Consider the following 25,019-nt stretch of genomic DNA (forward strand, 5'->3'; position numbering starts at 1 on the left):
GAAGGACACCCATGAGCATCCTGAACCAGGACCAGACCAAGCGCATCACCGACCGCGTGCTGTCGCTCTCGAAAGCCGACGAGTGCATCGTCAACGTCGAAGGCAGCCGCATCGGCAACATCCGCTTTGCCCGCAATGCCGTCTCCACCGCCGGCCTGGCCGACGACACCCGCATCACGGTGCAGGTCGCCTTCGGCAAGCGCCAGGGCACCGCCACCATCAACGAGTTCGACGACAAGTCGCTCGAGCGCGCCGTGCGCCGCGCCGAAGACCTGGCGCGCCTGGCGCCGGAGAACCCGGAATTCATGCCGGCGATCGCCAAGACCGCCTACAAATCCTCCGAGACCTTCGTCCAGCGCACCGCCGACATCGACCCGGAATTCCGCGCCCAGGCCGCCGCCTACGCGATGGAAGCCTGCCGCAAGAAGGGCCTGGTGTCGGCCGGCTTCCTCACCGACCGCGCCAGCTTCGAAACCATCGCCAACTCGAACGGCGTGTTCGGCCACCAGGTCGCCACCTCGCTCGACTTCACCTGCACCGTGCGCACCGAAGACGGCCGCGGTTCGGGCTGGGTCAAGCGTTCGGCGCGTGACGTGGCGAAATTCGACCCGCGCGAAGCGGCCGACGTGGCGATCGAAAAGGCGCTGCGCTCGGTGGACGCCAAGGCGCTCGAGCCGGGCCGCTACACCGTGGTGATGGAGCCGTCCGCCACCAGCGACCTGCTGACCTTCATGATCGGCGGCTTCAATGCCCGCATGGCCGACGAGGGCCGCAGCTTCCTGTCGAAGAAGGGCGGCGCCAACCGCCTGGGCGACAAGCTGTTCGACCAGCAGGTCAACATCTGGTCCGACCCGTGGGACAAGGACGTGCCGGTGCTGCCGTGGGACGGCAACATGCTGCCGCGCGAACGCACCCACCTGGTCAAGGACGGCCGCATCAATGCGCTGAACTATTCGCAGTACTGGGCCAGGCAGAAGAACCAGCGCGCCATCGGCAGCGCCGGCAACATCATCATGGCCGGCACCGACAAGAGCACGGCCGAGCTGATCGCCAACACCAAGAAGGGCGTACTGGTCACCCGTACCTGGTACATCCGCATGGTGGACCCGCAGTCGGTGCTGGTCACCGGCCTGACCCGCGACGGCACCTTCTACATCGAGAACGGCAAGGTCAAGCATCCGATCAAGAACTTCCGCTTCAACGAGAGCCCGATCACGATGCTCAACAACATCGACGAGATCGGCAGGCCGCTGGTGATCGGCGGCGACGAGGCGAACTACTCGATGCTGATCCCGGCGATGAAGATCCGCGATTTCAACTTCACGTCGCTGTCGGACGCGGTGTAAAAAGCCAGCGGCCCAAACCAACGTCGTTCCCGCGAAGGCGGGAACCCGATTTTGCATGCGCTACCACGACGCTACGAACTTGGATTCCCGCCTGCGCGGGAATGACGGATCATAGGGAAACTCATAGAAATGGAACGTCGTAAATTCCTCCAGATCGGCGCCGGCACCGCGGGCGCCATGCTGATCCCCGTCTTCGGCAACGCCATCGCCGCCGAAGAGCTGCTCAACCCGATGGCCGCCAGCGCCAAGAAGGTCCTGGCCGACGTCGCGCTGAATGCCGCGACCAAGGCCGGCGCGTCCTACTGCGACGTGCGCATCGGCCGCTACCTGAACCAGTTCATCATCACGCGCGACCTGAACGTCGAGAACATCAGCAACACCGAGTCGAGCGGCGTGGGCGTGCGCGTGATCGCCAACGGCGCCTACGGCTTCGCCTCGACCAACAGCATGACCCCGGACAGCGTGGCCGAGGCGGCGCGCCAGGCGGTGGCGATCGCCAAGGCCAACGCCAAGCTGCAGACCGAGCCGGTGCGCCTGGCGCCGGTCAAAGGCGTGGGCGAAGTGGCCTGGGCCACCCCGGTCCTGAAGGACTGGCGCGCCATTCCGGTCAAGCAGAAGGCCGACATGCTGATCGCGGCCAACAAGGCGGGCCTGGACGCCGGCGCCAACTTCATGACCGCGTCGCTGTTCCAGATCAACCAGCAGAAGTATTTTGCTTCCACCGACGGCTCCTACATCGACCAGGACGTCCACCGCCTGTGGGCGCCGATCAACGCCACCGCCGTCGACAAGGCCAGCGGCAAGTTCCGCTCGCGTGCGGGCCTGAGCTCGCCGGTGTCGATGGGCTACGAGTACTTCGATGCGAAAGCCAGCGACAAGGTGCGGGCCGCCGGCGGCGTCACTACGCTGTACACCAACTCCTACGACATCGTCGAGGATGCAAGGCTGGCGGGAAAGCAGGCGCGCGAGAAGCTCACCGCCAAGTCGGTCGAGCCGGGCAAGTACGACCTGGTGCTGAGCCCCGAACACCTGTTCCTGACCATCCACGAGAACGTCGGCCACCCGACCGAACTGGACCGCGTGCTCGGCTACGAAGCCAACTACGCCGGCACCAGCTTCGTGGGCCTGGACAAGTGGGAATCGAAGAAATTCAAGTACGGCTCCGAGCGCGTGAATTTCGTTGCCGACCGCACCACGCCGGGCTCGCTCGGCCTGATCGGCTACGACGACGAAGGCGTGCGCGCCAAGAAGTGGGACATCATCCGCAACGGCATCCTGGTCAACTACCAGGCCACACGCGACCAGGCCCACATCATCGGAGAAAAAGAATCGCACGGCTGCTCGTACGCGGACAGCTGGAGCACCATCCAGTTCCAGCGCATGCCGAACATCTCGCTGGAGCCGGGCAAGGCCCGGCTCACACCGGACGAGATGATCAAGGACGTCAAGAAGGGCATCTACATCCTCGGCCGCGGCTCCTACTCGATCGACCAGCAGCGCTACAACTCCCAGTTCGGCGGCACGCTGTTCTACGAGATCCGGAACGGCAAGATCACGGGCCCGCTGGAAGACGTGGCCTACCAGACCAATACCCAGGAATTCTGGAATGCCTGCAGCGCCATCTGCGACGAACGCGACTGGCGCATGGGCGGCTCGTTCTTCGACGGCAAGGGCCAGCCGAGCCAGGTCAGCGCGGTCTCGCACGGGTCGTCTACCAGCCGCTTCAATGGCATCAACGTCATCAACACCGCACGCAAGATCGGTTGAGGGGAGAAACACATGAAACAGCTGAACCAGGAACAAGCCAAGCGCATCGCCGACCGCGTGATCGGTTTCTCGAAAGCCGACGAATGCAGCATCTCGATCGAAGGCAACCAGACCGGTAACATCCGTTTCGCGCGCAACAGCGTGTCGACCTCGGGCCTGACCGAAGACACCCAGCTGGCCGTGCGCGTCGCCTTCGGCAAGCGCGTGGGTACCGCCGTGGTCAACGAGTTCGACGACAAGTCGCTGGAAAAGGCCGTGCGCCGCGCCGAGGAGCTGGCGCGCCTGGCGCCGGAAAATCCGGAATTCGTGCCGGCCGTGAGCAAGCAGGACTACCTCACCACCAAGACCTTCATGTCGACCACGGCCGCGATCGACCCGGCCTACCGCGCCGACGTGGCGGCCGCGGCGATCGGCCAGGCGCGCGCCAAGAAGCTGGTCACGGCCGGCTTCTTCACCGACAGCACCCGCTTTGCCTGCATCGCCAACTCGAAGGGCGTGTTCGGCTTCCAGGAATTCACCGACCTCTCCTTTACCTGCACCGCGCGCACCGAAGACGGCCGCGGTTCGGGCTGGGTGACCCGCTCGGCGGTCGATGCGCGCCGCTTCAATGCCGCGGAAGCCGCCGAGATCGCGATCGACAAGGCGCTGCGCTCGGTCGATGCGAAAGCACTGGAACCGGGCCGCTACACCGTGATCCTGGAGCCGGCCGCGACCTCGGAAATCCTCGGCAACATGTTCGCTTCCTTCAGCGCGCGCTCGGCCGACGAAGGCCGCAGCTTCCTGGCCAAGAAGGGCGGCGGCAACCGCCTGGGCGAGAAGCTGTTCGACGAGCAGGTCAACATCTGGGCCGACCCGTGGAACCCGGACGTGCCGGTGGCGCCGTGGGACAACGAGACCATGCTCGCCCGCAAGCGTACCGACCTGATCAAGAACGGCCGCGTCGCCTCGCTCGAGTATTCGCCATTCTGGGCGCAGAAGACCGGCAAGCAGGCCACGGCGGGCCACGGCAACATGATCATGGCCGGCGGCACCAAGTCGCTGGACGAGCTGGTCGCCAACACCAAGAAGGGTATCGTGGTCACGCGCACCTGGTACATCCGCATGGTCGATCCGCAGTCGCTGCTCATCACCGGCCTGACCCGCGACGGTACCTTCTACGTCGAGAACGGCAAGATCAAGCATCCGGTGAAGAACTTCCGCTTCAACGAAAGCCCGGTCACCATCCTCAACAACATCGAGGAACTCGGCAAGCCGGAGATCATCGGCGGCGACGAGGTGCCGTACCAGATGGTGCTGCCGTCGATGAAGGTGCGCGACTTCAACTTTACTTCGCTGTCCGACGCGGTGTGAGTTTCTTTTTAATGGCCCGCTTATGGCATCCTTCGATTTCTACTTCACGCGCCTGATGTACGAGTCGGGCAATTGGGACGTGGACATCCGTATGCCCAGCAACGTGCTGAACTCGCTCGTCGAGTACACCACGTTGCGGGTGGATCCGACCGAGCGCATGGTCGCACTGTCGGATCCGAAGATGCTGCAGGCGCCGTTCTGCTACCTGGCGGGGCACAAGCTGGTGCAGTTCACGCCAGCCGAGCGGCGCAATTTCGAAAAATACGTGCGCGGCGGCGGCTTCGTGTTCGTGGACGACTGCAACCACGACATCGACGGCCTGTTCGCCAAGTCGTTCGAAGCCGAGATGGCGAAGATCTTCGGCGCGTCGGCCTTGAAGAAGATCCCGAATACGCACCCGCTGTATTCGTGCTTCTTCAAGTTCGACGGCCCGCCGACGACCTCTGGGGAACTGAATGGCTGGGGCGACGACCTGGTGCACGAGTACCTGAAGGCGATCGAGTTCGGCGGGCGCATCCGCGTGCTGTACTCGAACAAGGACTACGGATGCGAGTGGGACTACGACTTCCGCAACAAGCGGTTCCTCGCGGTCGACAACACCCGCTTCGCGGTCAATATCATTCAATATGCGTTGGGAGCGTAAGTGGTGGCTGAACGTGATGCGGTAGCGTGGAGTGAACAGGAAATTGCCGGACTGGTGGAGAAAATCGGCGCGCTGAAGGCGAGCATGGCGCGCGTGATCATCGGGCAGGAAGAGGTGGTCGACCTGCTCGTGACCTGCCTGCTGGCGGGCGGCCACGCGCTGGTGGAGGGCGTGCCGGGCCTGGGCAAGACGCTGCTGGTAAAGTCGCTGGCGCAGGCCACCGACATGCAGTTCCGCCGCGTGCAGTTCACGCCGGACCTGATGCCTTCGGATATCGTCGGCACCGAGATCCTCGAAGAAGACACCAGCACGCGCCAGCGCGTGTTCCGCTTCCAGCAGGGCCCGGTGTTCACCCAGGTGCTGCTGGCCGACGAGATCAACCGCGCGCCACCGAAAACCCAGTCCGCGCTGCTCGAAGCCATGCAGGAGCGCGCCGTTACCTTCGCCGGCACCACCCATGCACTGCCGCGTCCGTTCTTCGTGCTGGCCACGCAGAACCCGATCGAGCAGGCCGGCACCTATCCGCTGCCGGAAGCCCAGCTCGACCGCTTCCTGCTGCGCATCGACGTCGCTTACCCGACCGAGGACGAAGAGGTCATGATGGTCTCGCGCACCACGCATGCGGGCCTGGATGACGCCGAGCCGGCGATGAGCGTCGACACGCTGCTGCGCCTGCAGCAACTGGTGCGCGACATCGAGATCGGCGAGCACCTGTTGCGCTATGCCACGCGCCTGGTGCGCGCGACCCGCCCTTCCGAGACCACGGTCGCCGCGGTGAAAAACCACATCGGCTGGGGCGCCGGCCCGCGCGCCGGCCAGGCCCTGGTGCTGGCCTCGAAAGCCCGCGCCCTGATGCAGGGCCGCCTGGCGGTCACGCGCGACGACATCCAGGCCATGCTGCTGCCGGTGCTGGCGCACCGCGTGCTGCGCAATTTCGAGGCCGAGGCCGACGGCATCGCCATCGCCGACATCCTGCAATCCCTGCGCAACGAGATCCGGGTCGATTAATCTTGTCGCTGGTGAAGACCGCGCTGATCGCGCATACGCAGAAGCTCGACCTCGTGATCCGCCACGTGCTGGCGGGCCTGGGGCACGGCATCCACGCCGGGCGCGAGCGTGGGGCGGGCGTCGAATTTTCCGAGTACCGGGCCTATGCGCCCGGGGACGAGTGGCGCCGTGTCGACTGGAAGCTGCTGGCCCGCGCCGACCGGTACTTCGTGCGCGAGGCCGAGCGCGACAGCCACGTGGCGGTCTGGCTGGTGCTGGACGCCAGCGCCTCGATGCTGGAACCCAGCCGCGAGGTGGAAGGCGTCGACAAGCTGGCCTATGCGCGCACGCTGCTCGGCTGCGTCGCCGCCATCGCCCAGCGCCAGGGAGATGCGTTCGGCCTGGTCGTACTCAATGGTGGCAAGGTGCAGTTCACCCCGGCCCTGCGCGGCCCGCGCCAGCTGCAGCGCGTGCTGCTGCAGCTGAGCCGGGTGCAGGCGGACGGCGAACTGCCGGACGCCGACACCCTGCGCGCCAGCCTGCATTTCGCCCAGTCGCCGAGCGTGATCTTCGCGGCCAGCGACCTGCTCGATTGGCCTTCGCCGCTGTCGCAGGCCTTGATGCGCCTGCGCGGCATGCGCCACGACGTGCGCGTGCTGTGCCTGCAGACCCAGGCCGAGGTCGACGCCAGTTTTTCCGACGCCCTGGCCTATCGCGACCCGGAGCAGGGCGCGGGCGTGTTCCGTTTCGGCTCGGACCTGAAAGCGGGTTACCGCCGCAACCGCGAGCAACACTTCGCGCAGGTGAGCGCCGCCTGCCGCAAGCATGACATCCCGCTGGTGGCGGCGCGCATCGAGCAATCCCCCGGCGAGGTGTTGCGGCTGTGGCTGCGCCGTCCGGGAGGCCGGCCATGAACGCGCTCTGGTGGTTGGCATTGCCGGTGCTGCTGTTGCCGGTGTGGTGGCACCGCCGCAAGCGCGAGCAGCACCAGGCCGTGCCCCTGGCCACGGCGCGCTTCCTGCCGCGCACCGAACCGCGCCAGACGCGCGAATGGCGCTGGAACGACCTTTTCCTGCTGCTGGTGCGCTGCCTGCTGCTGGCCTGCGCCATCGCCTGGCTGGCCGACCCGGTCATGCCCTGGCGCGGCGACACCGTCATCGTCGCTGCCGGTACCGATCCCCAGTGGGCGGACAAGCAGGCCGCACAGGCCGGGCTGGCGCAGGCCGAACGCGTCACGCTGCCGGCAGCGCGTGCCATCGGCTTCCTGCGCGCCCATGAGCGCGAGTGGCGTCCGGAGGCGCGGTTGCTGGTGCTGGGGGACATTCCGATGCCGGCGCTGGTGCCGGAATTCGGGCGCAGGATCGAATTGCGCACGCTGGCACAGGCGCCGAGCAAGGACGAGCGCCGCGTCCACATCGTCAGCGAGCGTGCGGAACAATGGCGCCGGGTGTTCGCGGCGCAGGGCGTGGCCATCGACGAGACGCCGGGCGAGCAGACAGCGCTGATCGTCTGGGACCGTGCCGACGCGCCGCCGCCGTCGCTGCGCGCGCCGTTGTGGCTCGTTACCCATATCGCCGCCTTCCCCGAGCTGGACAAGGCAGCGCAGGTGGGCGGTCTGCGCTACGCCGACAGCCCGCGCGGCCGCCTGTGGCATTCCGCCGCATGGCCGCCGCAAGACGTGAAGGCCGCCCGCAACCTGCTGGAAGACTGGCAGCGCCTGCACCTGGGGCCGCTGGCCTACACCGCGCCGCCGCGCGTGTTCGCGGCATCGCCAGCGGTCCGCGCACCCGAGCCGAGCGGCGCGCTGCGCGGCATCCTGATGGCGCTGCTTGCCGCCTTGTTCGTACTCGAAAGGATCCTGACGCATGCAAGAAGGCGCTGAGATCGTCCGGCGCGTCTGGCGCGCCGCCCAGCTGCGCCGGCTGCCGCTGTGGATCGCCGGCGCCTTGCCGTGGCTGTTCATCCGTTCGGCGCCGGGCCTGATCGCCTGGCTTGCCTGGTGCTCCTGGGATTGGGCCATCCTGCGCCGCCGCGTCGGCTACGCATGGACCGCGTGGCTGGACGGCGCCGTGCCGCAGATGGAAGACAGCAGCGCGCTGCTCGAGCATGCGCCGACGCCGGTGGCCCAACTGCAGCGCCGCCGCCTGCTCGACCGGATCGACGCCAGCGTCAGCGGGCCGCAATTGCGCCGCATCGCACGCGGACGCGTCAAGGCCGGCTGGCCGTGGCTGCTGGGCAGCGTCGCCGCCGCGGGCGCGGTCTGGTTTGTCGCATCGGCGCCGCCTGAAGCCGTCAGTGCGCCCGCTGCGGCGCCGGCGGCAGCCGCCGCGCCGGGCGCTTCCCGGCTGGTGGTGCGCACTGCGCCGCCGGCCTACACCGGCGTCAAACCGGTGGAGGCGGCGCCAGGCGATTTGCTGGTGCCGGAGCAGACGGTCGTGAGCTGGTGCCTGAAGGACGGCGCCGGCATGGAGAAGATCGAGCTCAGCAACGGCCAGACCCTCGTGCCGGGCAAGGAATGCGCACGCTGGACCGCGACCGAGTCGGTGTTCTGGCGCTGGCAGGGCAAGCGCCACACGCTGAAGGTGACGCCCGACCAGCCGCCGGAAATCACCATCCTCACCCCGACCCAGATGGTGCAGGACCTTTCCGAAACGGCGACCAGCGCCCCGATGGCGGTCAAGATCCAGGACGACTACCGGATCGTGCGCGCCACGCTGCACATGACGCTGGCGCGCGGCAGCGGCGAGAACATCCGCTTCACCGACCGCGAAATGCCCTTGCCGGGCTCGCCCGACCCGAAGCAGCGCAACTGGTCGAAACGGTGGTCGCTGGCCGAGCTGGGCATGGAGCCGGGCGACGAGCTGTATTTCTTTGTCCGCGCCACCGACAACGCCGGCCGTCCGCACACGGTCCAGTCGCCGACCTACACGCTGCGCTTGCCGGCCCCGCTCGAGGAAGCGGAAGAGGAGAGTGCCGCGATGCCGATGCTGGTCAAGCCGCAGAGCCTGCGCAGCCAGCGCCAGATCATCATCGACACCGAGCAGCTGGTGGCCGACATGCGCAACACGAAGCTCAGCCGCGACGCCGTGCTCGAGCGCAGCCAGAAGATCGCCGCCGACCAGGGCGCGCTGCGGCGCCGCTACGGCCAGTTCCTGGGCGAGGAATCCTCGCTGTTTACCGACGGCGAGGACCACGATGACCACGGCGACCACGGCGACCATGGGGACCACGGCGGCCATGGCAGCGGCAGCACCCAGGACATCCTGCACCAGTACGGCCACGCCCACGACGAAGCCGAGAACGCGACCCTGTACGACGAGGATACGAAAAAGGTGCTGCGCCGCGCCCTGGTGGCGATGTGGGACGCCGAAAAAGCGCTGCGCGCCCTCACCCCGAAGGTGGCCTTGCCGCCTGAGTACAAGGCGCTGGAAGCGATCAAGGAGCTGCAGCAGGCCGAGCGCGTCTACCTGCACAAGACCGCCTTCGTGCCGCCGCCGATCAAGGAGGAAAAGCGCATGACCGGCGAGATGGATGGCGCGGCCAGCTACCGCCGCGAACAGGGCGGCAGCGAGGCGCGCGTGCCGGAAGAAGTGCGCCTGCTGGTGCAGGCCCTGTCCGGCGACGGCCCGCTGCCGGCGCTGTGGACGCGTACCGCGCACGACTGGGTGCGCAACCGTCTCCAGGACGACGACCAGCGCCTGTCGGCCCAGGGTGCGATCCAGGACGTGGCGGACGGCTGCGCCGCCTGCCGCCCGGTGCTGCGCGCCTGGCTGCGCAACGCGGCCGGACAGGGGCAGGTATTGCTGCAGGCCGGCACCCGGGTCGAGACGCCGTTTGTGCGCGCATGGCGCGAAGGAGCCAAGCCATGACGGACGGCATGATGAATACAGGCGTGATGCTGGCCCTGATCGGTGCGGCAGGACTCGCCAGTGCTGGACTGTACGCCTGGCGCCGGAAATGGATGGATGCCTTGCTGGTGCTGGTCGCGGCCACGGCGCTCGGCCTGTTCGCCGCCGGCATCCGCCTGCCGGGCGACGCCGGCCGCACCCTGACGCTCGATCCGGCCGCGCCGGCCCCCTTGCTCGACGGCGTGCGTGCGTTCGCCGTCGAGGGCGACGGCCTGCGCGCCGCCCAATGGAACGACCTGCCGGCGCTGCCGCTGCAGTGGCAGCGCCCCGAGGGCGGCAGCCTGCGCCTGGACTACCCGCGCCGCCTCGCGCTCGGCCGCACGTTCACCTTGCGCGTGCAGCGCGAGGACAAGCTTGACGCGCGCCTGCAGCTGCTGGCCGAGAACGGCCAGCTGATCGGCGAAACGCGCGGCACCGGCGAGCTCGCGGTGGACTGGCTGCCGCCCCTGGCCGAGCGCGTGGTGCTGAAGGCGCGCCTGCTCGATGCCGCCGGCAAGACGATCGCCGAAGGGCCGGTGCCGCTTACCGTGTACGAGCCGGCGATGCTGCAGGTGCAAGGCCGCTTCGGCGCGCCGTCGTTCGACCTGCGCACGCTCAACGAGCTGCTGGCCGGCAGCGGCGCGCTGCTCGACTGGCAGGTCGTGCTGGGACGCGCCATCACGCGCACCGAGCTGCCGCGCGAGCAGATGCAGGAGCCGAACCTGCTCGTCATCGACGCCGCCTGGTTCGAGCGGCTGGGGGCCGCCGGGCGCACCGCGCTGTTGAACCGGGTCGCCGGTGGCGTGCCGCTGCTGGTGCTGGGCGGGAACGCCAACGACCCCGGCGTCTGGTCGCGTACCCTGCAGCTGCCGCTGCAGGCGCAACCGGCGGGACGAAAGATCGACACGCCGCTGGACATGCCGGTCGCGACGCTCAACCCGCCCGCGCGCGAAGCGGGGGCATGGAGCGGTACGGATAACATGGTCTGGACCCGCAACTGGCACAAGGGCCGCATCGCCTGGCTGGGCGCGGCCGAGTGGCACCGTCATGCGATCGCCGAACCGCAGGCGCTGGCGCTGTGGTGGCAGGGCGTGCTCGACCGCGTCGGCGTGCAGCAGCCGCAGGAGGTCGAATGGCTTGAGCCGGCAGAGCTGCCGCTGCCGGGCCAGCGCATGGAACTGTGCGCGCGCGGCGTGAGCGGTGAGGTGGGCTTCCCCGAACTGAAGCAGGTGCGCACGTGGTCACCGCGCACCGACAGCGCCTGCGTCGCCGTCTGGCCGGAAAAGGCCGGCTGGCTGCAGGTACGGGATGCCAAGGCGGGCGCGCACGCGGTGTATGTCTACGCGCCCGAAGACTGGCCGCAGTGGCAGGCGGCGCAGCGCCGCGACGCCACCGCGCGCTATGCCGCCCGTACGCCCGTGAAAGCGCTGGAGGGCGCGGCGCGCGCCTTCCCGGCCTGGCCCTTTGCGCTCGCCTTCGCCCTGGCGATGCTGCTGCTGTGGTGGCGCGAGCGCCGCTGATGTCGCAGGGCGGGCGGCGATGCCGCCCGTGCGTTCAAGGGCCCTGTGAATAGCCGCCCCGTCTGCTCGTATCGAATGCGAACGCGGGGACGGTCAGGCCGGGGATCACGCCATCAGAACGCGTAATCCACCTTCGCGTACATCGACCGCCCATTGACCCCGAACGGGCAGGTCTCCCAGCAATAGGTAAAGCCCAGCTGCGGGAACGGGGCGGCCCTGACCGGGTCCCACTTGGTCGGGTAGGTGTCGAACAGATTGTTGATGCCCGCCGACAGGCTCAGCTTTTTCGTGAAATTGTAGCGGCCGGTGACATCGACGATCCACTTCGCTTCCCAGGTCTGGATGAAGCCCGGCGTGAAGCCCTGGCCTTCCACTTCGCCGAAGTAATTGGCGCGCACGGTCGCGTTCCACGGGCCGGTCGTATAGTCGGCCGCCACCACGTGGTGCTGGCGCGGCTGGCCCTTCTCGATCAGCGTCACCTGGGTGTCGTCGAATAGTTGGGCGCCGGTGAGCACCGAGGACTGCGAGTGGCGGTCCTTCACCTTGGTACGGTTGAACCCGAGCTGGCCGGACAGCACCAGCGTCGAACCCTGGCCGCGCGTGGTGTGCTGCGCCACCAGGTCGAAGCCGGTGGTGCTGGTGTCGATCGCGTTGGTGAAGAACTGCGCCTGGCCCACGCGCAGCGGGTCGAGGATGGCGCGGATCGGGCAGGCGGCCGGCGTCGGGCAGGGGCCGGCTTCCGGCGCGATGTTCGACGAGAACACGATGCGGTCGTCGATGTTGGTGCGGTACAGGTCGGCCGTCACCGAGAAGTTCTGGGTCGGACGCAGGATCATGCCGACGCTGGCGCTCTTCGAGGTCTCTTCCTGCAGCGGGGCGATGCCGAAGGCGCGCGTCACCGCGCTGTTCTCGCGGGCGGTCAAGGTGTCGGTGAGCACGCCGGCGGCGTTCAGGTTGGTCGAGACCGAGCTGTAGAACTTCTGCTGCACGCCCGGCGCGCGGAAACCGGTCGAGGCGCTGGCGCGCAGGCCCACGGTGCGCGACGGGTCGTAGCGCAGGCTGAGTTTACCGATGGTGGTGTTGCCGAAATCGGAATAACGCTCGTGGCGCAGTGCCGCGCCGGCAGACAGGGCGTCGCCGAACTTGCGCTCGAGGTCGAGGTAGTAGGCGGTGTTGTGGCGGCCGTCGTCCACTTCGGTGCCCGGTGTATAGCCCGGGAAGCCCTGGATGCCCGAGGCCGCGATGCCCCCGGTCTGGTCGCGGATGATGATGGCCGGGTTGTTGGTGCGGCCATACTGGTAGGACACCGGGTCGCCGGCCACGATCTGGTAGTTATCCTGGCGCCATTCGAAGCCGGTGCCGATGTAGAGCGGGGCGCCCGCGAAGTCGACCGAGCCCTTGAAGTCGAGATTCAGGGTGGTCTGGTCGAACTTCAGCTTGCCGGTGTCGGCTTCCAGCGGCGAGCTGCCGGTCTCGTAGTAATAGCTGACGTTGATCGAATTGCGCTCGTGGAAACCGAGCTCGCTGCGGCCGTGGTTGACGCTCAGGTCCACGCTCCAGTCGTTGTTCAGGTTGTGCTTGTAGCCGACCGCGAGCGAAGCGTCCTTGACGGTGGTGATGATGTTGGGCAGGAAGCCGTTCGGGTACACGGCCGGCACGTTGCGCGCGTCGTCCGCGGTACGGAAAAAGCCCGAGGCATCGCCCTTGCGCCGGGAAGCGCCGCCGAAGGCATACAGTTCGCCGCCGCCGAGCGGCAGCGCGGCGTTCAGCCACAGGTAGGCGTCCTTGGCCTTGCTGTCGCCGATGCGCTGGGTGACGCGCGGCGGATTGACGCGGGCCGTGTCCAGGCCTGCGCGGTTGGTCTCGTCGCGGTCGCGCCCTTCGACCGACAGGTTCAGGTAACCCCCATTGGCGCCGAGCGCAAAACCCTTGTGCGCGCTGGCGCTGTAGGTGTCGCCGTCGCCTTCGCTGGTGGTGCCGGCGCTGGCGCTGAGCTGGGTATCGGTGACGCCTTTTTTCAGGACAATGTTGATCACGCCGGCGATCGCGTCCGAACCGTACTGCGCGGCCGCGCCGTCGCGCAGCACTTCGATCGACTGGATCGCGGACAGGGGAATGGCGTTGATGTCGGTGCCGGCCGAGCCGCGGCCAATGGTCTGCTGCACGTTGACCAGCGCCTGCTGGTGGCGGCGCTTGCCGTTGACCAGCACCAGCAGCTGGTCAGGGCCCAGGCCGCGCAGCGTGGCGGGGCGGATGATATCGGTGCCGTCGCTAATAAAAGTCGTCGTGAAGTTGAACGACGGGTCGAGGTCCTGCAGCACCTTGCCGAGTTCGAGCGAGCCGGCCGACTGCAGGTCTTTTGCGCTGATCAGGCCCACCGGCACCGCCGTGTCCAGTGCAGTCTTGGCCTGCGTGCGCGAACCCAGCACCACCACCGTGGCCGTTTCCGACTGGGTGTTCGCCGCTTCCTGCGCGAACGCCGATGCCATCGCCGATACCAGTGCAGTCGCCAGCAATACCCGTTTCTTCGGTTGCTTCACCATCTTGTCCCCTTGTTGAGAGTTGAATTACGCCATCACAAAAACTAGGTCTCCTATAACTAAAGCAAATTGATTTTGGACAAATATTTGCGTAAATACAAGTGTTAACTGTACGGTGCGCAACACTTTTACGTGATTTGCTGTATTCATCAGAATGCGCTTGCGCTTGCTGAATAAAGAAGGCCATGCGCGCATCTGGGCGCTGGCGACCGTGGAGCGGACGCATGCTGGAATTGTTGATCGCTCGCAATAGTGACCTCAAGCAAGCCCATAAGCTAAGCAGTCTGACGAAGCAGCCCCGTTCTCTCTCCATGAATCTTGTCGAGTTTCCTGCTCGAGCCAAAGGCATGTATGAGCGCCGTCCCGACTGAAAAGATCATTGCCGCCCTAGCAGAGTTTTCCAGTGAAACCAGACTGTATGCCCTGACATTTGAAGGGGATACTGCCCATCCTGAAACAGACAAGCTGCTGGTCGAAGCGTTTGCCGCCAACGATGAGGTCCAGGGTGTGGGATGGCGCGACATCATCGCGGTGTCGACCGACGCCCATATCCCGCTCGAGCCGATGCTGGGCAAGCGGGCCACGCTGCAAGTACGCCTGGCCGATGGCGGCTGCGCCAGCTTTGCCGGCGATGTCGCCGAGATTGCCATGTTGGGCAGCGATGGTGGCCTGGCGCGCTATCGCTTGCGCTTGACTTCGTGGCTGTGGCGTCTGAGCCAGGTACGCAACTGCCGGGTATGGCAAGAAAAAACCATCATCGACATTGTCGATTCGGTGTTCGCGTCCTACCTGCCATTGGCACGGTGGCGCTGGAGTGACGAGACCCGGTACTTCATGGATGACGCGGCGCCGCTGGACTACTGCTGCCAGTACCGCGAGTCCGACCTGGACTTTGTTCACAGGTTGTTGAGCGAAGCCGGCCTTGGCTGGCGTTGCGAGCAAACCGAGGAAGGCCCTGGCGTGGTGCTGTTTGCGGACAGCACCCGGTTGACGGCCATTCCGGAAGACCCTTGCAGCGACGCTGATGATGGAATCCGTTTTCACCGCGTCGGTGCTTGCGAACCTCAGGATGCCGTGCAGGCTTTATGGTCGGTGCGCGAGCTGGCGACGTCAATGGCAATGGTGCTCAGTTATGACCATCGATCGAAAAAGATCGTGGCAGCGAGCGCACCGTCCAAGCTGCATAACAGCCGCAAGCTGCCTTCTCTTGAAGCATTCGATACCGGTGGCCAGGACGCCTACGCCAGCATGCGCGAGGCGCTGCGCGCTTCCGATATACAGATGGAGCGGCGCGAGGCACGCAATCAGGTGTGGGGCGGCCGATCGACCTTGCGTACCTTACGGGCCGGAACCCGGATACGGGTCCTGGATGCTCCCTTGAGGCAACTCGGCCACGCGCCCGCCTTGACGGTGCTACGTGTCGTCAGCGTGGGCGTGAACAACATGCCGCCCCCAGCGCAATATGCATTGGCTGAGCTGTTCGGGTCCCTTACGGAATTGCTGCAGGATAGCGTTCGCAACGACGAGCCAGCCGATTTCGCATTGGTGGTCGAACAGGCGAGGGAAACCGGTTACGGGAACTGCTTCGAAGCCTTGCCTTCCGACGTCGTCTGGCGCCCGCAACTGCGGGACGGCGATCGCCACAGCGGCCCTACTGCGCACGGTTCACAAACCGCCATCGTCGTTGGCGCGGACGGCAGCAGCGAAGCGAGCGGAGCGGATGAGTTGTATTGCGACCGGATTGGACGCGTGCGGATTCACTTCCACTGGCAGGAAAACAAGGCCAGCTGCTGGGTTCGCGTAGCGCAAAGGCTTGCTGGCGACGGCATGGGTTGCCAGTTCCTGCCGCGTATCGGGAGCGAAGTGCTGGTGCAATTCCTGGAAGGCGATATCAATCGTCCGGTGATTGTCGGCGCGCTCTATAACGGGCAGGGCGAAGGTGGCATAGCACCAACGCCGGGAGGGCGTCCGACTCATCTTGCAGGGACATCGCCGTTTGCCGCGGCACATGACCATGCGGTATCGGGACAGGGCAATCTTGCGGGAGGCAACAGCCCGGTGTGGCATGGCGCTTCGGGCGACAGTGCAGGTCATCGGAATAGCGCAGCGCAATGGGGCATTCGAAGCAAGGAATTCGGTGGCTCACAATACAACCAGCTGGTATTCGACGACACCAATCACCAGGGACGCATTCAGTTGGCGAGCTCGTGCAGCGCCAGCGAACTCAATCTCGGTCATCTGATCCATACCGCGGATAACTATCGCGGCAGCTTCCGCGGAAGGGGGGCCGAGTTGCGGACGGATGCCTATGGCGCCATCCGGGCCGGGAGCGGATTGCTCATCACGAGTTTTCCGATCAAGCATGACGCGAATGATCGCGATCCGGTGGGCGATAACGCAGCCGGTATCGCACTGGCCAGGCAGGCCGCCACACTTGGCGGGACCCTCGGCAGCGCCGCGGTCACGCACCAGACAGTCGCGTTGTCGGCCGCTGCCGGCACGCTTGCGCAGGGCGCCAGTGTCCTCAATCATGCGGCCGCGCCGCTGCAGGCATTGCTGACGAGCGTATCGGGGATGGTCAGCGACCGGGACTGTGAGTCGGCACGCGCCGACGCGGCAGAAAAACGCACGGGCTCCGCCGCCGGCGTGCTGCCGCATGCGAGCGATGCAATCATCGGGATCTCCGCGCAGGCCGGGCTCGGCGTGAGCGCCGGCCAGAGCCTGCAACTGGTCGCTGGAGAAACGGCGGCGACCATCAGTGTCCAGGACAGCCAATTCACCACGGGCGATTGCATGCGCAAGCATACTGGCCAGGCAATCGGCATCCTGGGCGGTGCACTCAAGCCAGGCGAAGACCTGCTCGGCTTGCAGCTTATCGCTGCGAAAGATCCGGTCGACTTCCAGGCGCTTCGCGACACGCTCACGATACAGGCGCGCGACGGAGTAAACGTCATGAGCGCCGGCTCTCATATCGACTTGGCCGCAGCAAAGCGCATCCGCATGGCCACTGCTGGCGGTGCCAGTATCACGATCGAAGGCGGGAATATCGGCGTGCAGTGTCCAGGGAAAATCACCGTCCGCGCAGGAAAGAAGAGCCTGATCGAACCCGAGCGCCTGGAATACCCGCTGCCACGGTTGCCTCGGGAGGTCTGCATCGAATGCCTGCTCAAGGCGCTGAAGACAGGCAGTGCACTATCGCTCAAATGAGGTGGACGATGTACTTCGCATCCAATCCTTGCAATACGCTGGCGCTATCGAGGGAGCTTGTAGAAAACATCCGGAAGCAGCCTGGCCTGACCTGGTTCGCGCTGATCGACGGTGCTTTCGATTACGGCCGACAGGGCGTTGTTCTGCCTAACGCACGCGATGTCCTCTACGACCATGACGGCATGTCGGACCTGCTCGCGGCTTCGCCCTTCCTGATCGAACTGACGGTGCAAGACGAGGGCCGGTTAGGGCAGGAGATCGCCACCTTGCTCCGGCACCGGAAAGAACGGCCGATGCTGAGCTTCATCGGCACCTGCGCATCGGCACGCGCAGTCAACGACAATTTCCGCTTGTTCGCCAATGCCGTCACCGAAGACGATCAGGTCTTGCTTCTCCGGTTTGCCGACACGCGGGTCCTGCCGGGACTTTCCACTGCCTTGCGCCCCGCGTACTGGGACGGAATGACGTGCATGCTGTCCGACTGGATCACGATCGGCCGGGATGGCCAGCAACGATCATTGCCGCTGAACGCGAACAGGGCGCCGATGCAAGGCAGGTTTCGCCTGTCGCCTGCCGAGTTTGCGGCGCTGCTTGCCAATGGCGAACCTGATGCAGTGCTCGATGCGATCGCAGAAGGCAATCCCGAAGCGCTACCCGCGCTCGATCGCGCGACGATCCACCACAAGGTAGCACAAGCCTGTTCCTTCGCCCAACAACATCAGGTACGGGCCTTTCCCGATGTCGTTGCGCTGGCTTACCTGGCGCTTCTCAACGATGGGAAGGGGTTGCGGGACCCGAAACTCAGCGAGATGTTGTTGCGGGCGGAATGGGAATCGGGACGCTTGATCGACCGGTTGGCGGATTTTGTCGAGTAAGTACTTTGAAGCTGCGGCCAACTTGAAGGAGTATTCATGAGCGTGAAATCGTGGCTTCCTCTTGTGTCCCTTGTATTTGCTCTGGCTGCCTGTTCGGGACGAAAAAGCGCAAGCATTGAAGTGTCGGGGCTGAACTATACAAACGCCTGGATAACAGAGTTCGCCGTTGACGGCTACGGCGGCCATGGCATTTCACCGAATGGCGGAGGAGGGGCGTTCGTATGCTGCGTAACCATACCGCGCAAGTGGCAGGCGGGCATGAAGGTCAAAGTTCGATGGATTGGTGATGATCCTCTTTACAATTCATGGAAGGAACGCCTGGTAGAGGTGCCACGGTACACCGTACAGGACATCGGCGTATTCGCAGTGCACTTTTATGCTGACGATACTGTCAAGGTTCTTGTCACCACAAAGATGGAAGGTCATCCCGATTACCCCTATCCAAGGCCAGCGAATTAATGAAAATCTCTACCGTCAAAATATTACTATGAAGAGTTCTTTTCGTGATTCCACGCCGTCTCTTAAGATGATGGAGGAATTCCTGGGTTGGAAATATTGGAGCTTTGCTCTCCTTCTTATGATCTTATCGACTGCGTGTGTCAGGAATAATAACGCGTCCATCGAATTGTCGGGGCTGAATTATACGAATGTGGGGATCGCGGCCTTTTCGGTCGATGGTTATGAAGGACATAGCATTTTCCCTAATGGCGGCGGCGGAAAATTTGTGTGCTGCGTAACCATACTGCGAAAATGGCGTGTTGGAACAAAGGTCACCGTGCGATGGGTCGAGGACGCTGTTGTCCTTGGGCCATGGAAGGAGCGTGTCGTCGAGGTGCCAGAATACACGAAGCAGGATATCGGCGTCTTTGCGGTTCACTTCTACCCGGATGGCACCGTCAAAGTTCTTGTCACCGCAAAGATGGAAGGCCACCCCGATTATCCGTATCCGAGGCCCAACTAATATGGCAACACTTTCCCCGGCGCCGTTCCCGACCAATGGACTTCGTCCGCTGACATCGAAAGAGCTCATGCAGCGTGCCAAAGCATTGAACTGTACGCTTGCAAATAAAAACGCCCCGTCTTGTACCGGACAACTGAACATCGGAATTTTTTTCGATGGCACCGGGAATAACAGGAAACTTGATTATGAAAGCGTCGAGCCATCGCGCCGTAAGCACAGCAATGTTGTAAAGATTTTCAATACTTATCCGGATCGACCCAGTGAAGGATATTTCAAATACTATATTCCTGGAGTGGGAACGCCATTCCCGGAAATAGGTGATTCGGGAAAGAACAAGCTCGGAGGTGCATGTGCTTGGGATGGCGAGAAGCGGATCATCTGGGCATTTACTCGTCTGCTAAATGCACCACAGAATTATGTACTGAAGAGCCTTCTAATGGACGACGCCGTGTCGGCTCGCTTTACTGAAAACATCGCATCGGTCAAGACCCTCGCTTCCATGCGGCGGCAGGCATTGAATTCTTGGCAGGAAAAGCTTGCGTCGAATGTGAAGGGGAAAAAGCCCCATGTAGAGCTGATCAATCTATCGGTTTTTGGATTTTCCCGGGGCGCGGCAGAAGCGAGGGCCTTCTGTAACTGGCTGTTCGAAGTATGCAATCCGGTCAGCGGTGGCTGGGAGTTTGCAGGAATGCCGATCCGGGTCGCCTTTCTGGGCATATTCGACACTGTGGCTTCGGTCGGCATCCCGAATTCGTTCAGTAACACGATCGTCGAAGGGCATCAGTCCTGGGCGGACAATAATATGCAGATCCATCCCGGCATCGAGCAATGCGTTCACTTTGTTGCCGGCCATGAGGTACGTGCTGCATTTCCACTCGACTCTGTCAGGGTCGGCGGGGCGTATCCGGGCAATGCACGGGAGGTCATGTATCCAGGCGCGCATTCGGACCTGGGTGGAGGTTATCCAGCGAACGCGGTTGGTATTGCACCGGATATTACGAGCGAGATCGCCAGAATTCCCGGCGCACAAATGTACAAGGAAGCACGGCTGGCAGGAGTGCCAGTCTTCAGTTGGGGGGAGTTGCCGGGCCACTTCCAAGCGGATCTGACAGTCGCCGCCCAAACGATTACCGAATTTAACGCCTATCTCAAAGCCGCCAACATCGCGGCAGGGCCGGTAGAGCGGGTACACCAGCAACACATGAGCTTGTACTTGAGCTATCGGTACAAGTACCGTAATGCCATCGGGTCCTTGCCGTTCTACCAGCACGCATCTGCATCGGATAAAAATTTCATCAGGATCACAACCGACACGTTCAACAAGCGCCTGCGGCAGTTGACCGGCTATCCGATTCCGCCATCCGACGAAAAGTACAATCTTGCCGAGGCGGCCGCACGGTACCGGAAGATCCCGGAAACTGCGCGATTGAAAGCCGTGGCCTCCCAGCAGGTGGAGCAACTTCTCACGATGGCGGATGCGATCGATCCAGCGAAGCTAAACCCGACGATCGAAGCATTCCTGGGCAATTATGTACACGATTCGATGGCTGGCTTCATCGAGATGGGCGGGTGGCTCACCAACGAGTACAACTTCAATGGACTCGGCATTCTCAAGTTCCGCAAGACGTTCATGGGTAATGATTAGCCGGTTGCGCTCGGCAGTGTCGGGCACGCCTCGCCGAGCGTCCGAGCAGGGTGCTCGCAGCAGTAGCGCAGCGCTGCCTCAGGCGTGATCGCGCATCCACTCCTTCAACCCATCGACCCATTTTTTTGCCGGCAAATTCAGGTGCCGCCGGATCTCGCCGGCGCGTTCGTACAGCAGCGCGAAGTCGATCTGCGGCGCGTTCTTGAAGGCCAGGACGATGATGTTCGCATCGTGCACCTCGGGCAGCCAGACCACGGCGTCGAACACCTGCTGCATGGTCAGCAGGTTCTTGTCGTAGCTGTCGACGTGCCCGAACACGTTGGCGGTCATGATGCCATTTTCAGCGAGGCAGTCGTGGCAGCCCTGGTAGAACGCCAGTGAGTCGAGCGCCGGGCCGCGTGCCTCGTGGTCGTACAGGTCGACCTGCAGGGCGTCGACCTGGCCGTGGTTGACCGGGGCGAGCACGAAGTCGAGCGCGTTCATCTCGCGCACGTCCAGGCGCGCGTCGTTCTCGGGCAGCCCGAACAGCGCGCGGCAGATGGCGATCACGTTCGGGTTGAGCTCGGCCGCCGTCACGTGCGCGTCGGGAAAGCGCCGGTAGCAGAACTTGGTGAGCGCCGCGCTGCCCAGGCCCAGCTGCACGATGCGGCGCGGGTGCTGGATGAACAGCGTCCACATCATCATCATCTGGACGTATTCGAGCTCGATCGCATCCGGCTTGGACAGCCGCATCGCGCCCTGCACCCAGGAGGTGCCGAGGTGCAGGAAGCGCACGCCGTCGAACTCGTCGATGGTGGCGGGCGGATGGCCGGGCTGGGCGAAGCGGGGATCGATGCGGGCGTAAGAGGGTGGCATGGCGCAGGAACGGCAGTGAAAGCCGATCTTACCAGTAATCGCCAGGGTGGTCGGCCACGCCGGCCGCGAGTCCAGGCGGTGGGGAGCCGGCCACCCTACTCCACACCGTTCCGGCCGTATTCGCGAAAAGCCGGCCGTTCGGTGAGCCGGTCATAGTAGGCGGTCACGTTGCCCTAGGCCGGCTTGTCCATGGGGGTCATCATCCAGCGGTTCACGGCCAGGCCGAGCACGATGTCGGCCAGCGTGAAGTCGTCGCCCGAGGCATGGGCGCCGGTCTTGCCCAGTTGCGCGTCGAGGATGCCGATGTGACGGTTCCAGGCCGGCGATGCCGGCTTGTACCTGGGCCGCATCCCGGTGCGCCGGGCTGTTGCGCACCAGCGCCATGAAGGCGTAGCGCCAGGCGGTGTTCAGGTCGGTCGCCTGCCAGTCCATCCATTGCTCGACGCGGGCCCGCGCCTGGGCGCCGGCCGGGAGGAGCGGGCTGCCATGCTTCGTGCAGAGGTAGCGGCAGATCGTGTTCGATTCCCACAGCACGAAGCCGTCGTCCACCAGCACCGGCACCAGCGCGTTCGGATTGAGCGCCGCGTGCGTGGCGTTCCAGTCTTCGCGCTCGAACGGCAGCCCCAGCTCGGCGCAGGTCCACAACACCTTGCGCACATTGATGGAGGTAAGCTTGCCGATGACGATCATGTCGGGGTTCCCGGTTGCGCCGGCAGGGCCGGCAGGATCAGGGTGACGGCCAGTCCGCCGCCGTCGCGGTTGGCCAGGGTGATGCGCCCGCCATGGGCTTCGGCGATCTCGCGCGCCAGCGCCAGGCCCAGGCCGGTGCCGCTGCGCTTGGTCGAGTAGAAGGGCACCAGGGCATTGGTGAGCACCGCGTCGCTCATGCCGGTGCCGCGGTCGAGTACGTCGATGCGCAGGGCGTCCTGCATCCGCCGTACCTGCAGTTCCACGTCGCCGGGGGGCGAACCCGATTCGTGCGCGTTCTTGAGCAGGTTGAGCAGGGCCTGCTCCATCTGGGCCGCATCGATCCAGGCTGCCTCTTGCGGCAGTTCGCCCACCAGGCGGAACTGCACCTGGTTGGCGAGACGGCCGATGAAGGCATCCCAGCGGCAGGCTTCCAGGCGCGGCGTCGGCAGCTTGGCAAAGCGCGCATAGCCCAGGATGAAGGTTTCCAGGTGGCGGGTGCGCTCGCCGATGGTCTGCAGGATCTGCGGCAGGCGTTCGGTCTGGCCGCGCCGCACCAGTTCCGCGCCGGAGTGGGCGAGCGAGGCGAGCGGCGCCAGCGAATTGTTCAGCTCATGGCTGATCACGCGGATCACCTTTTTCCAGGTCTGCACTTCCTGGCGCCGCAGTTCGGTCGTGAGATGGCGCAGCAGCAGCAGTTCGTGGCGCCGGCCGTTGAGGGTGAAGCTGCTGCGCGCCAGGTGGTACACCTCTTCGCCCTCGCCCTCGCCGGCCGTGAACAGACCGTCGCCGCCGCGCGCCAGCGCTTCCTTCAAGGCGGGGGCGGCGCTGTCCAGCACCTCGCCCAGCTGGTGGCCTTCGAGCTTGCGTCCTTCGGACAGCAACTGGCGCGCGGCCAGGTTGGCGTAGACGATGGTGCCGCACCTGGTCCCCTCCCTGGCCGCGAAATCGGTCACCAGCAGCATGGCGACGGGGGTGTTCTGGACCATCGTGTCGAGCAGCAGTTCGCGCTGCACCAGGCCGAGGCGCTGCTCGCGCAGGACGTGACCGAGGTCGTTGTGCGCCGCGATCAGGTCGGCCAGCTCGTCGTTCTGCGGCCAGTGCAGGCTGAACGAAAAATCGCCGTCGCGGTAGCTCGCCACCGTGCCTTCCAGCGCGCGGAACAGCGACAGGATCGGCTGGATCTGCGAGCGGATGGTGATGATGGCGATCGGGACGATCGCCAGCAGGCAGCCGGCGAAGACGAGGATGGGGTGTTCAGGAAAAAAGTGGTCGAGCCCGAGGGCGACGAGCATGCCCAGCGCCAGCAGGGTGCCGACCAGCGCCGACCAGCGCGTGACCAGCGAGAGCCGGAACCCGCGCTTGTGCATCTTGCTCATGCAGGTCGGGCGATACCGAGCCGTTCCATGCGGCGGTAGAGGGCCTGGCGCGACAGGCCCAGCTCGGCGGACGCCTGCGCCACCACGCCGCCGGCGCGCGCCAGCGCCTGCACGATGGCCTCGCGGTCCGGCTCCGCATCCGGGCTGGGCGCCACCGTCACCGGCAGGCCGAGGTCAAGCGCTTTGATGACCTCTCCTTGCGCCAGCAGGCTGGCGCGCGCCATCACGTTCTTCAGTTCGCGCACGTTGCCGGGCCAGGTGTGGGCCAGCAACGCGCTTTCCGCCGACGGATGCAGGGTCTTCCCGCGCAGGAAGGACAGCGCCAGAGGCAGGATGTCGCCGGGCCGGGCCGCGAGCGGCGGCAGGCGCAGTTCGATCACGTTCAGGCGGTAGAACAGGTCTTCGCGGAAGGTGCCGGCGCGGATCATGGCGCCGAGGTCGGCGTTGGTGGCGCTGACCACGCGCACCTTCACCTGGCGCTCGCGGTTGGAGCCGAGCCGCTCGAAGCGGCCGGTTTCCAGCACGCGCAGCAGTTTCATCTGGCCGGCCAGCGGCAGGTTGCCGATCTCGTCCAGGAACAGGGTGCCGCCGTCGGCCGCCTCGAACTTGCCCTCGCGCGCTTTCGAGGCGCCGGTGTAGGCGCCGGCGTCCGCGCCGAACAGTTCGGCCTCGATCAGCTCGGAGGGCAGGGCGCCGCAGTTGAGCACCACGAAGGGGCCGTTGGCCACCTGCGAGTTGGCCTGGATGATCTCGGCGATGCGTTCCTTGCCGGTGCCGTTCGGGCCGGTGATGAGCACCGGCACGTCGGCGCGCGCCACCTGGCAGGCCAGGGTGAGCACGCGTTCGGTGGCCGGGTCCTGCCATACCAGGCCGCGCAGGTCGAAGTTCTGTTCCAGTTCGCGCTTGGCCTTGCGCTCGCGCTGCAGGCGCTGGTTCAGGGCGCGGTTGGCCTGGCCCAGTTCGATCAGGTTCGTCACCGTCGTGAGCAGGCGCTCGTCGTTCCACGGCTTGGACAGGTAGTCCGCGGCGCCGGCCTTGATCAGCTCCACCGCCGCGTCCAGGTGGGTCCAGGCGGTCAGCAGGATCACCGGCAGGTCGGGGTGGCGCTTGCGGATCTCGCGGAACAGCGCCACGCCTTCCTCGCCCGACGTGGTCTCAAGCGTGAAATTCATGTCCTGGATAACCAGGTCCACCGCCTCGCGCCCGAGGATCTCCAGCCCTTCGCTAGGGGAGGCCGCGCGCAGGGCGGCGATGTCGTGGAGGGAGAACAGGACCTCGAGCGCGATGGCGACCGCGGCGTTGTCGTCGATGATCAGTACAGTGGGCATGGCCGTTAGCATAGCATTGCTGTATGGACTCAGGACAGGGGC

18 protein-coding genes and 1 pseudogene are annotated in these 25,019 nt (G+C 65.1%); 14 read left to right on the forward strand and 5 right to left on the reverse strand.

What is annotated here, in order from left to right; translation table 11 throughout:
* Positions 1 to 11 precede the first annotated feature (11 nt).
* From ACFFJK_RS20325 to ACFFJK_RS20365, 9 genes are all read left to right on the forward strand, one after another.
* Entirely contained in the window at positions 12 to 1,346 is a 1,335-nt protein-coding gene (locus ACFFJK_RS20325; RefSeq protein WP_379681501.1) for a TldD/PmbA family protein, read from the forward strand.
* A gap of 129 nt (positions 1,347 to 1,475) precedes the next feature.
* Positions 1,476 to 3,113, forward strand: a complete 1,638-nt coding sequence (locus ACFFJK_RS20330) for a TldD/PmbA family protein (protein WP_379681502.1) — start codon at positions 1,476 to 1,478, stop codon at positions 3,111 to 3,113.
* A gap of 12 nt (positions 3,114 to 3,125) precedes the next feature.
* Positions 3,126 to 4,463: a TldD/PmbA family protein gene (locus ACFFJK_RS20335; protein ID WP_379681503.1), complete on the forward strand. Its 1,338-nt coding sequence runs from the start codon at positions 3,126 to 3,128 to the stop codon at positions 4,461 to 4,463.
* Between the two features lie 22 nt (positions 4,464 to 4,485).
* A complete protein-coding gene (locus ACFFJK_RS20340) occupies positions 4,486 to 5,106 on the forward strand; it encodes a DUF4159 domain-containing protein (protein ID WP_379681504.1) in 621 nt (206 codons plus the stop codon).
* 3 nt (positions 5,107 to 5,109) lie between these two features.
* A complete protein-coding gene (locus tag ACFFJK_RS20345) occupies positions 5,110 to 6,114 on the forward strand; it encodes an AAA family ATPase (protein WP_379681505.1) in 1,005 nt (334 codons plus the stop codon).
* Between the two features lie 11 nt (positions 6,115 to 6,125).
* Positions 6,126 to 7,007, forward strand: coding sequence for a DUF58 domain-containing protein (locus tag ACFFJK_RS20350; RefSeq protein ID WP_379681526.1), 882 nt, complete (start codon positions 6,126 to 6,128; stop codon positions 7,005 to 7,007).
* A complete protein-coding gene (locus ACFFJK_RS20355; RefSeq protein WP_379681506.1) occupies positions 7,004 to 7,975 on the forward strand; it encodes a BatA domain-containing protein in 972 nt (323 codons plus the stop codon). Before ACFFJK_RS20350 ends, ACFFJK_RS20355 begins: the two co-directional genes overlap by 4 nt.
* A complete protein-coding gene (locus ACFFJK_RS20360; protein ID WP_379681507.1) occupies positions 7,959 to 9,962 on the forward strand; it encodes a hypothetical protein in 2,004 nt (667 codons plus the stop codon). Before ACFFJK_RS20355 ends, ACFFJK_RS20360 begins: the two co-directional genes overlap by 17 nt.
* Entirely contained in the window at positions 9,959 to 11,500 is a 1,542-nt protein-coding gene (locus ACFFJK_RS20365) for a hypothetical protein (protein ID WP_379681508.1), read from the forward strand. The genes ACFFJK_RS20360 and ACFFJK_RS20365 overlap by 4 nt, the downstream gene beginning before the upstream one ends.
* A 113-nt stretch (positions 11,501 to 11,613) precedes the next feature.
* On the opposite strand, the gene ACFFJK_RS20370 is transcribed toward ACFFJK_RS20365, so the two are convergent.
* Positions 11,614 to 14,043, reverse strand: a complete 2,430-nt coding sequence (locus tag ACFFJK_RS20370) for a TonB-dependent receptor plug domain-containing protein (RefSeq protein ID WP_379681509.1) — start codon at positions 14,041 to 14,043, stop codon at positions 11,614 to 11,616.
* 348 nt (positions 14,044 to 14,391) lie between these two features.
* On the opposite strand from ACFFJK_RS20370, the gene ACFFJK_RS20375 reads away from it, so the two are divergent.
* From ACFFJK_RS20375 to ACFFJK_RS20395, 5 genes are all read left to right on the forward strand, one after another.
* Entirely contained in the window at positions 14,392 to 17,247 is a 2,856-nt protein-coding gene (locus ACFFJK_RS20375) for a type VI secretion system Vgr family protein (RefSeq protein ID WP_379681510.1), read from the forward strand.
* 8 nt (positions 17,248 to 17,255) lie between these two features.
* On the forward strand, positions 17,256 to 18,122 hold the full coding sequence (locus ACFFJK_RS20380) for a DUF4123 domain-containing protein (RefSeq protein ID WP_379681511.1): 867 nt from the start codon (positions 17,256 to 17,258) through the stop codon (positions 18,120 to 18,122).
* 36 nt (positions 18,123 to 18,158) lie between these two features.
* Positions 18,159 to 18,581, forward strand: a complete 423-nt coding sequence (locus ACFFJK_RS20385; RefSeq protein ID WP_379681512.1) for a DUF3304 domain-containing protein — start codon at positions 18,159 to 18,161, stop codon at positions 18,579 to 18,581.
* Positions 18,582 to 18,648: 67 nt separating this feature from the next.
* Positions 18,649 to 19,083 carry a DUF3304 domain-containing protein gene (locus ACFFJK_RS20390; protein WP_379681513.1) on the forward strand — a complete coding sequence of 145 codons (435 nt, stop codon included), beginning with the start codon at positions 18,649 to 18,651 and terminating at the stop codon, positions 19,081 to 19,083.
* A 1-nt stretch (position 19,084) separates the two neighbouring features.
* On the forward strand, positions 19,085 to 20,728 hold the full coding sequence (locus tag ACFFJK_RS20395; protein ID WP_379681514.1) for a Tle1 family T6SS lipase effector: 1,644 nt from the start codon (positions 19,085 to 19,087) through the stop codon (positions 20,726 to 20,728).
* A 78-nt stretch (positions 20,729 to 20,806) separates the two neighbouring features.
* On the opposite strand, the gene ACFFJK_RS20400 is transcribed toward ACFFJK_RS20395, so the two are convergent.
* The 4 genes and pseudogenes from ACFFJK_RS20400 to ACFFJK_RS20415 form a co-directional block, all read right to left on the reverse strand.
* Positions 20,807 to 21,583 carry a spermine/spermidine synthase domain-containing protein gene (locus tag ACFFJK_RS20400; RefSeq protein WP_379681515.1) on the reverse strand — a complete coding sequence of 259 codons (777 nt, stop codon included), beginning with the start codon at positions 21,581 to 21,583 and terminating at the stop codon, positions 20,807 to 20,809.
* 95 nt (positions 21,584 to 21,678) lie between these two features.
* Positions 21,679 to 22,273, reverse strand: a pseudogene (locus ACFFJK_RS20405) (glutathione S-transferase family protein).
* Positions 22,270 to 23,649, reverse strand: coding sequence for a sensor histidine kinase (locus ACFFJK_RS20410; RefSeq protein WP_379681516.1), 1,380 nt, complete (start codon positions 23,647 to 23,649; stop codon positions 22,270 to 22,272). The pseudogene ACFFJK_RS20405 and the gene ACFFJK_RS20410 overlap by 4 nt, the downstream one beginning before the upstream one ends.
* The gene (locus ACFFJK_RS20415) at positions 23,646 to 24,977 is read right to left on the reverse strand and encodes a sigma-54-dependent transcriptional regulator (RefSeq protein ID WP_379681517.1); all 1,332 of its coding nucleotides are present in this window, start codon (positions 24,975 to 24,977) and stop codon (positions 23,646 to 23,648) included. Before ACFFJK_RS20415 ends, ACFFJK_RS20410 begins: the two co-directional genes overlap by 4 nt.
* Positions 24,978 to 25,019 lie beyond the last annotated feature (42 nt).

This window comes from Massilia consociata (assembly GCF_042432755.1).
In the GTDB taxonomy this organism is placed as follows: Bacteria; Pseudomonadota; Gammaproteobacteria; order Burkholderiales; family Burkholderiaceae_D; genus Telluria; species Telluria consociata.

Bases quoted from the DNA above. Each gene is read 5' to 3' on its own strand.
- ACFFJK_RS20325 (WP_379681501.1), top strand. From the start codon at position 12: ATGAGCATCCTGAACCAGGACCAGACCAAGCGCATCACCGACCGCGTG.
- ACFFJK_RS20330 (WP_379681502.1), top strand. From the start codon at position 1,476: ATGGAACGTCGTAAATTCCTCCAGATCGGCGCCGGCACCGCGGGCGCC.
- ACFFJK_RS20335 (WP_379681503.1), top strand. From the start codon at position 3,126: ATGAAACAGCTGAACCAGGAACAAGCCAAGCGCATCGCCGACCGCGTG.
- ACFFJK_RS20340 (WP_379681504.1), top strand. From the start codon at position 4,486: ATGGCATCCTTCGATTTCTACTTCACGCGCCTGATGTACGAGTCGGGC.
- ACFFJK_RS20355 (WP_379681506.1), top strand. From the start codon at position 7,004: ATGAACGCGCTCTGGTGGTTGGCATTGCCGGTGCTGCTGTTGCCGGTG.
- ACFFJK_RS20360 (WP_379681507.1), top strand. From the start codon at position 7,959: ATGCAAGAAGGCGCTGAGATCGTCCGGCGCGTCTGGCGCGCCGCCCAG.
- ACFFJK_RS20365 (WP_379681508.1), top strand. From the start codon at position 9,959: ATGACGGACGGCATGATGAATACAGGCGTGATGCTGGCCCTGATCGGT.
- ACFFJK_RS20370 (WP_379681509.1), bottom strand. From the start codon at position 14,043: ATGGTGAAGCAACCGAAGAAACGGGTATTGCTGGCGACTGCACTGGTA.
- ACFFJK_RS20375 (WP_379681510.1), top strand. From the start codon at position 14,392: ATGAGCGCCGTCCCGACTGAAAAGATCATTGCCGCCCTAGCAGAGTTT.
- ACFFJK_RS20380 (WP_379681511.1), top strand. From the start codon at position 17,256: ATGTACTTCGCATCCAATCCTTGCAATACGCTGGCGCTATCGAGGGAG.
- ACFFJK_RS20385 (WP_379681512.1), top strand. From the start codon at position 18,159: ATGAGCGTGAAATCGTGGCTTCCTCTTGTGTCCCTTGTATTTGCTCTG.
- ACFFJK_RS20390 (WP_379681513.1), top strand. From the start codon at position 18,649: ATGATGGAGGAATTCCTGGGTTGGAAATATTGGAGCTTTGCTCTCCTT.
- ACFFJK_RS20395 (WP_379681514.1), top strand. From the start codon at position 19,085: ATGGCAACACTTTCCCCGGCGCCGTTCCCGACCAATGGACTTCGTCCG.
- ACFFJK_RS20400 (WP_379681515.1), bottom strand. From the start codon at position 21,583: ATGCCACCCTCTTACGCCCGCATCGATCCCCGCTTCGCCCAGCCCGGC.
- ACFFJK_RS20410 (WP_379681516.1), bottom strand. From the start codon at position 23,649: ATGAGCAAGATGCACAAGCGCGGGTTCCGGCTCTCGCTGGTCACGCGC.
- ACFFJK_RS20415 (WP_379681517.1), bottom strand. From the start codon at position 24,977: ATGCCCACTGTACTGATCATCGACGACAACGCCGCGGTCGCCATCGCG.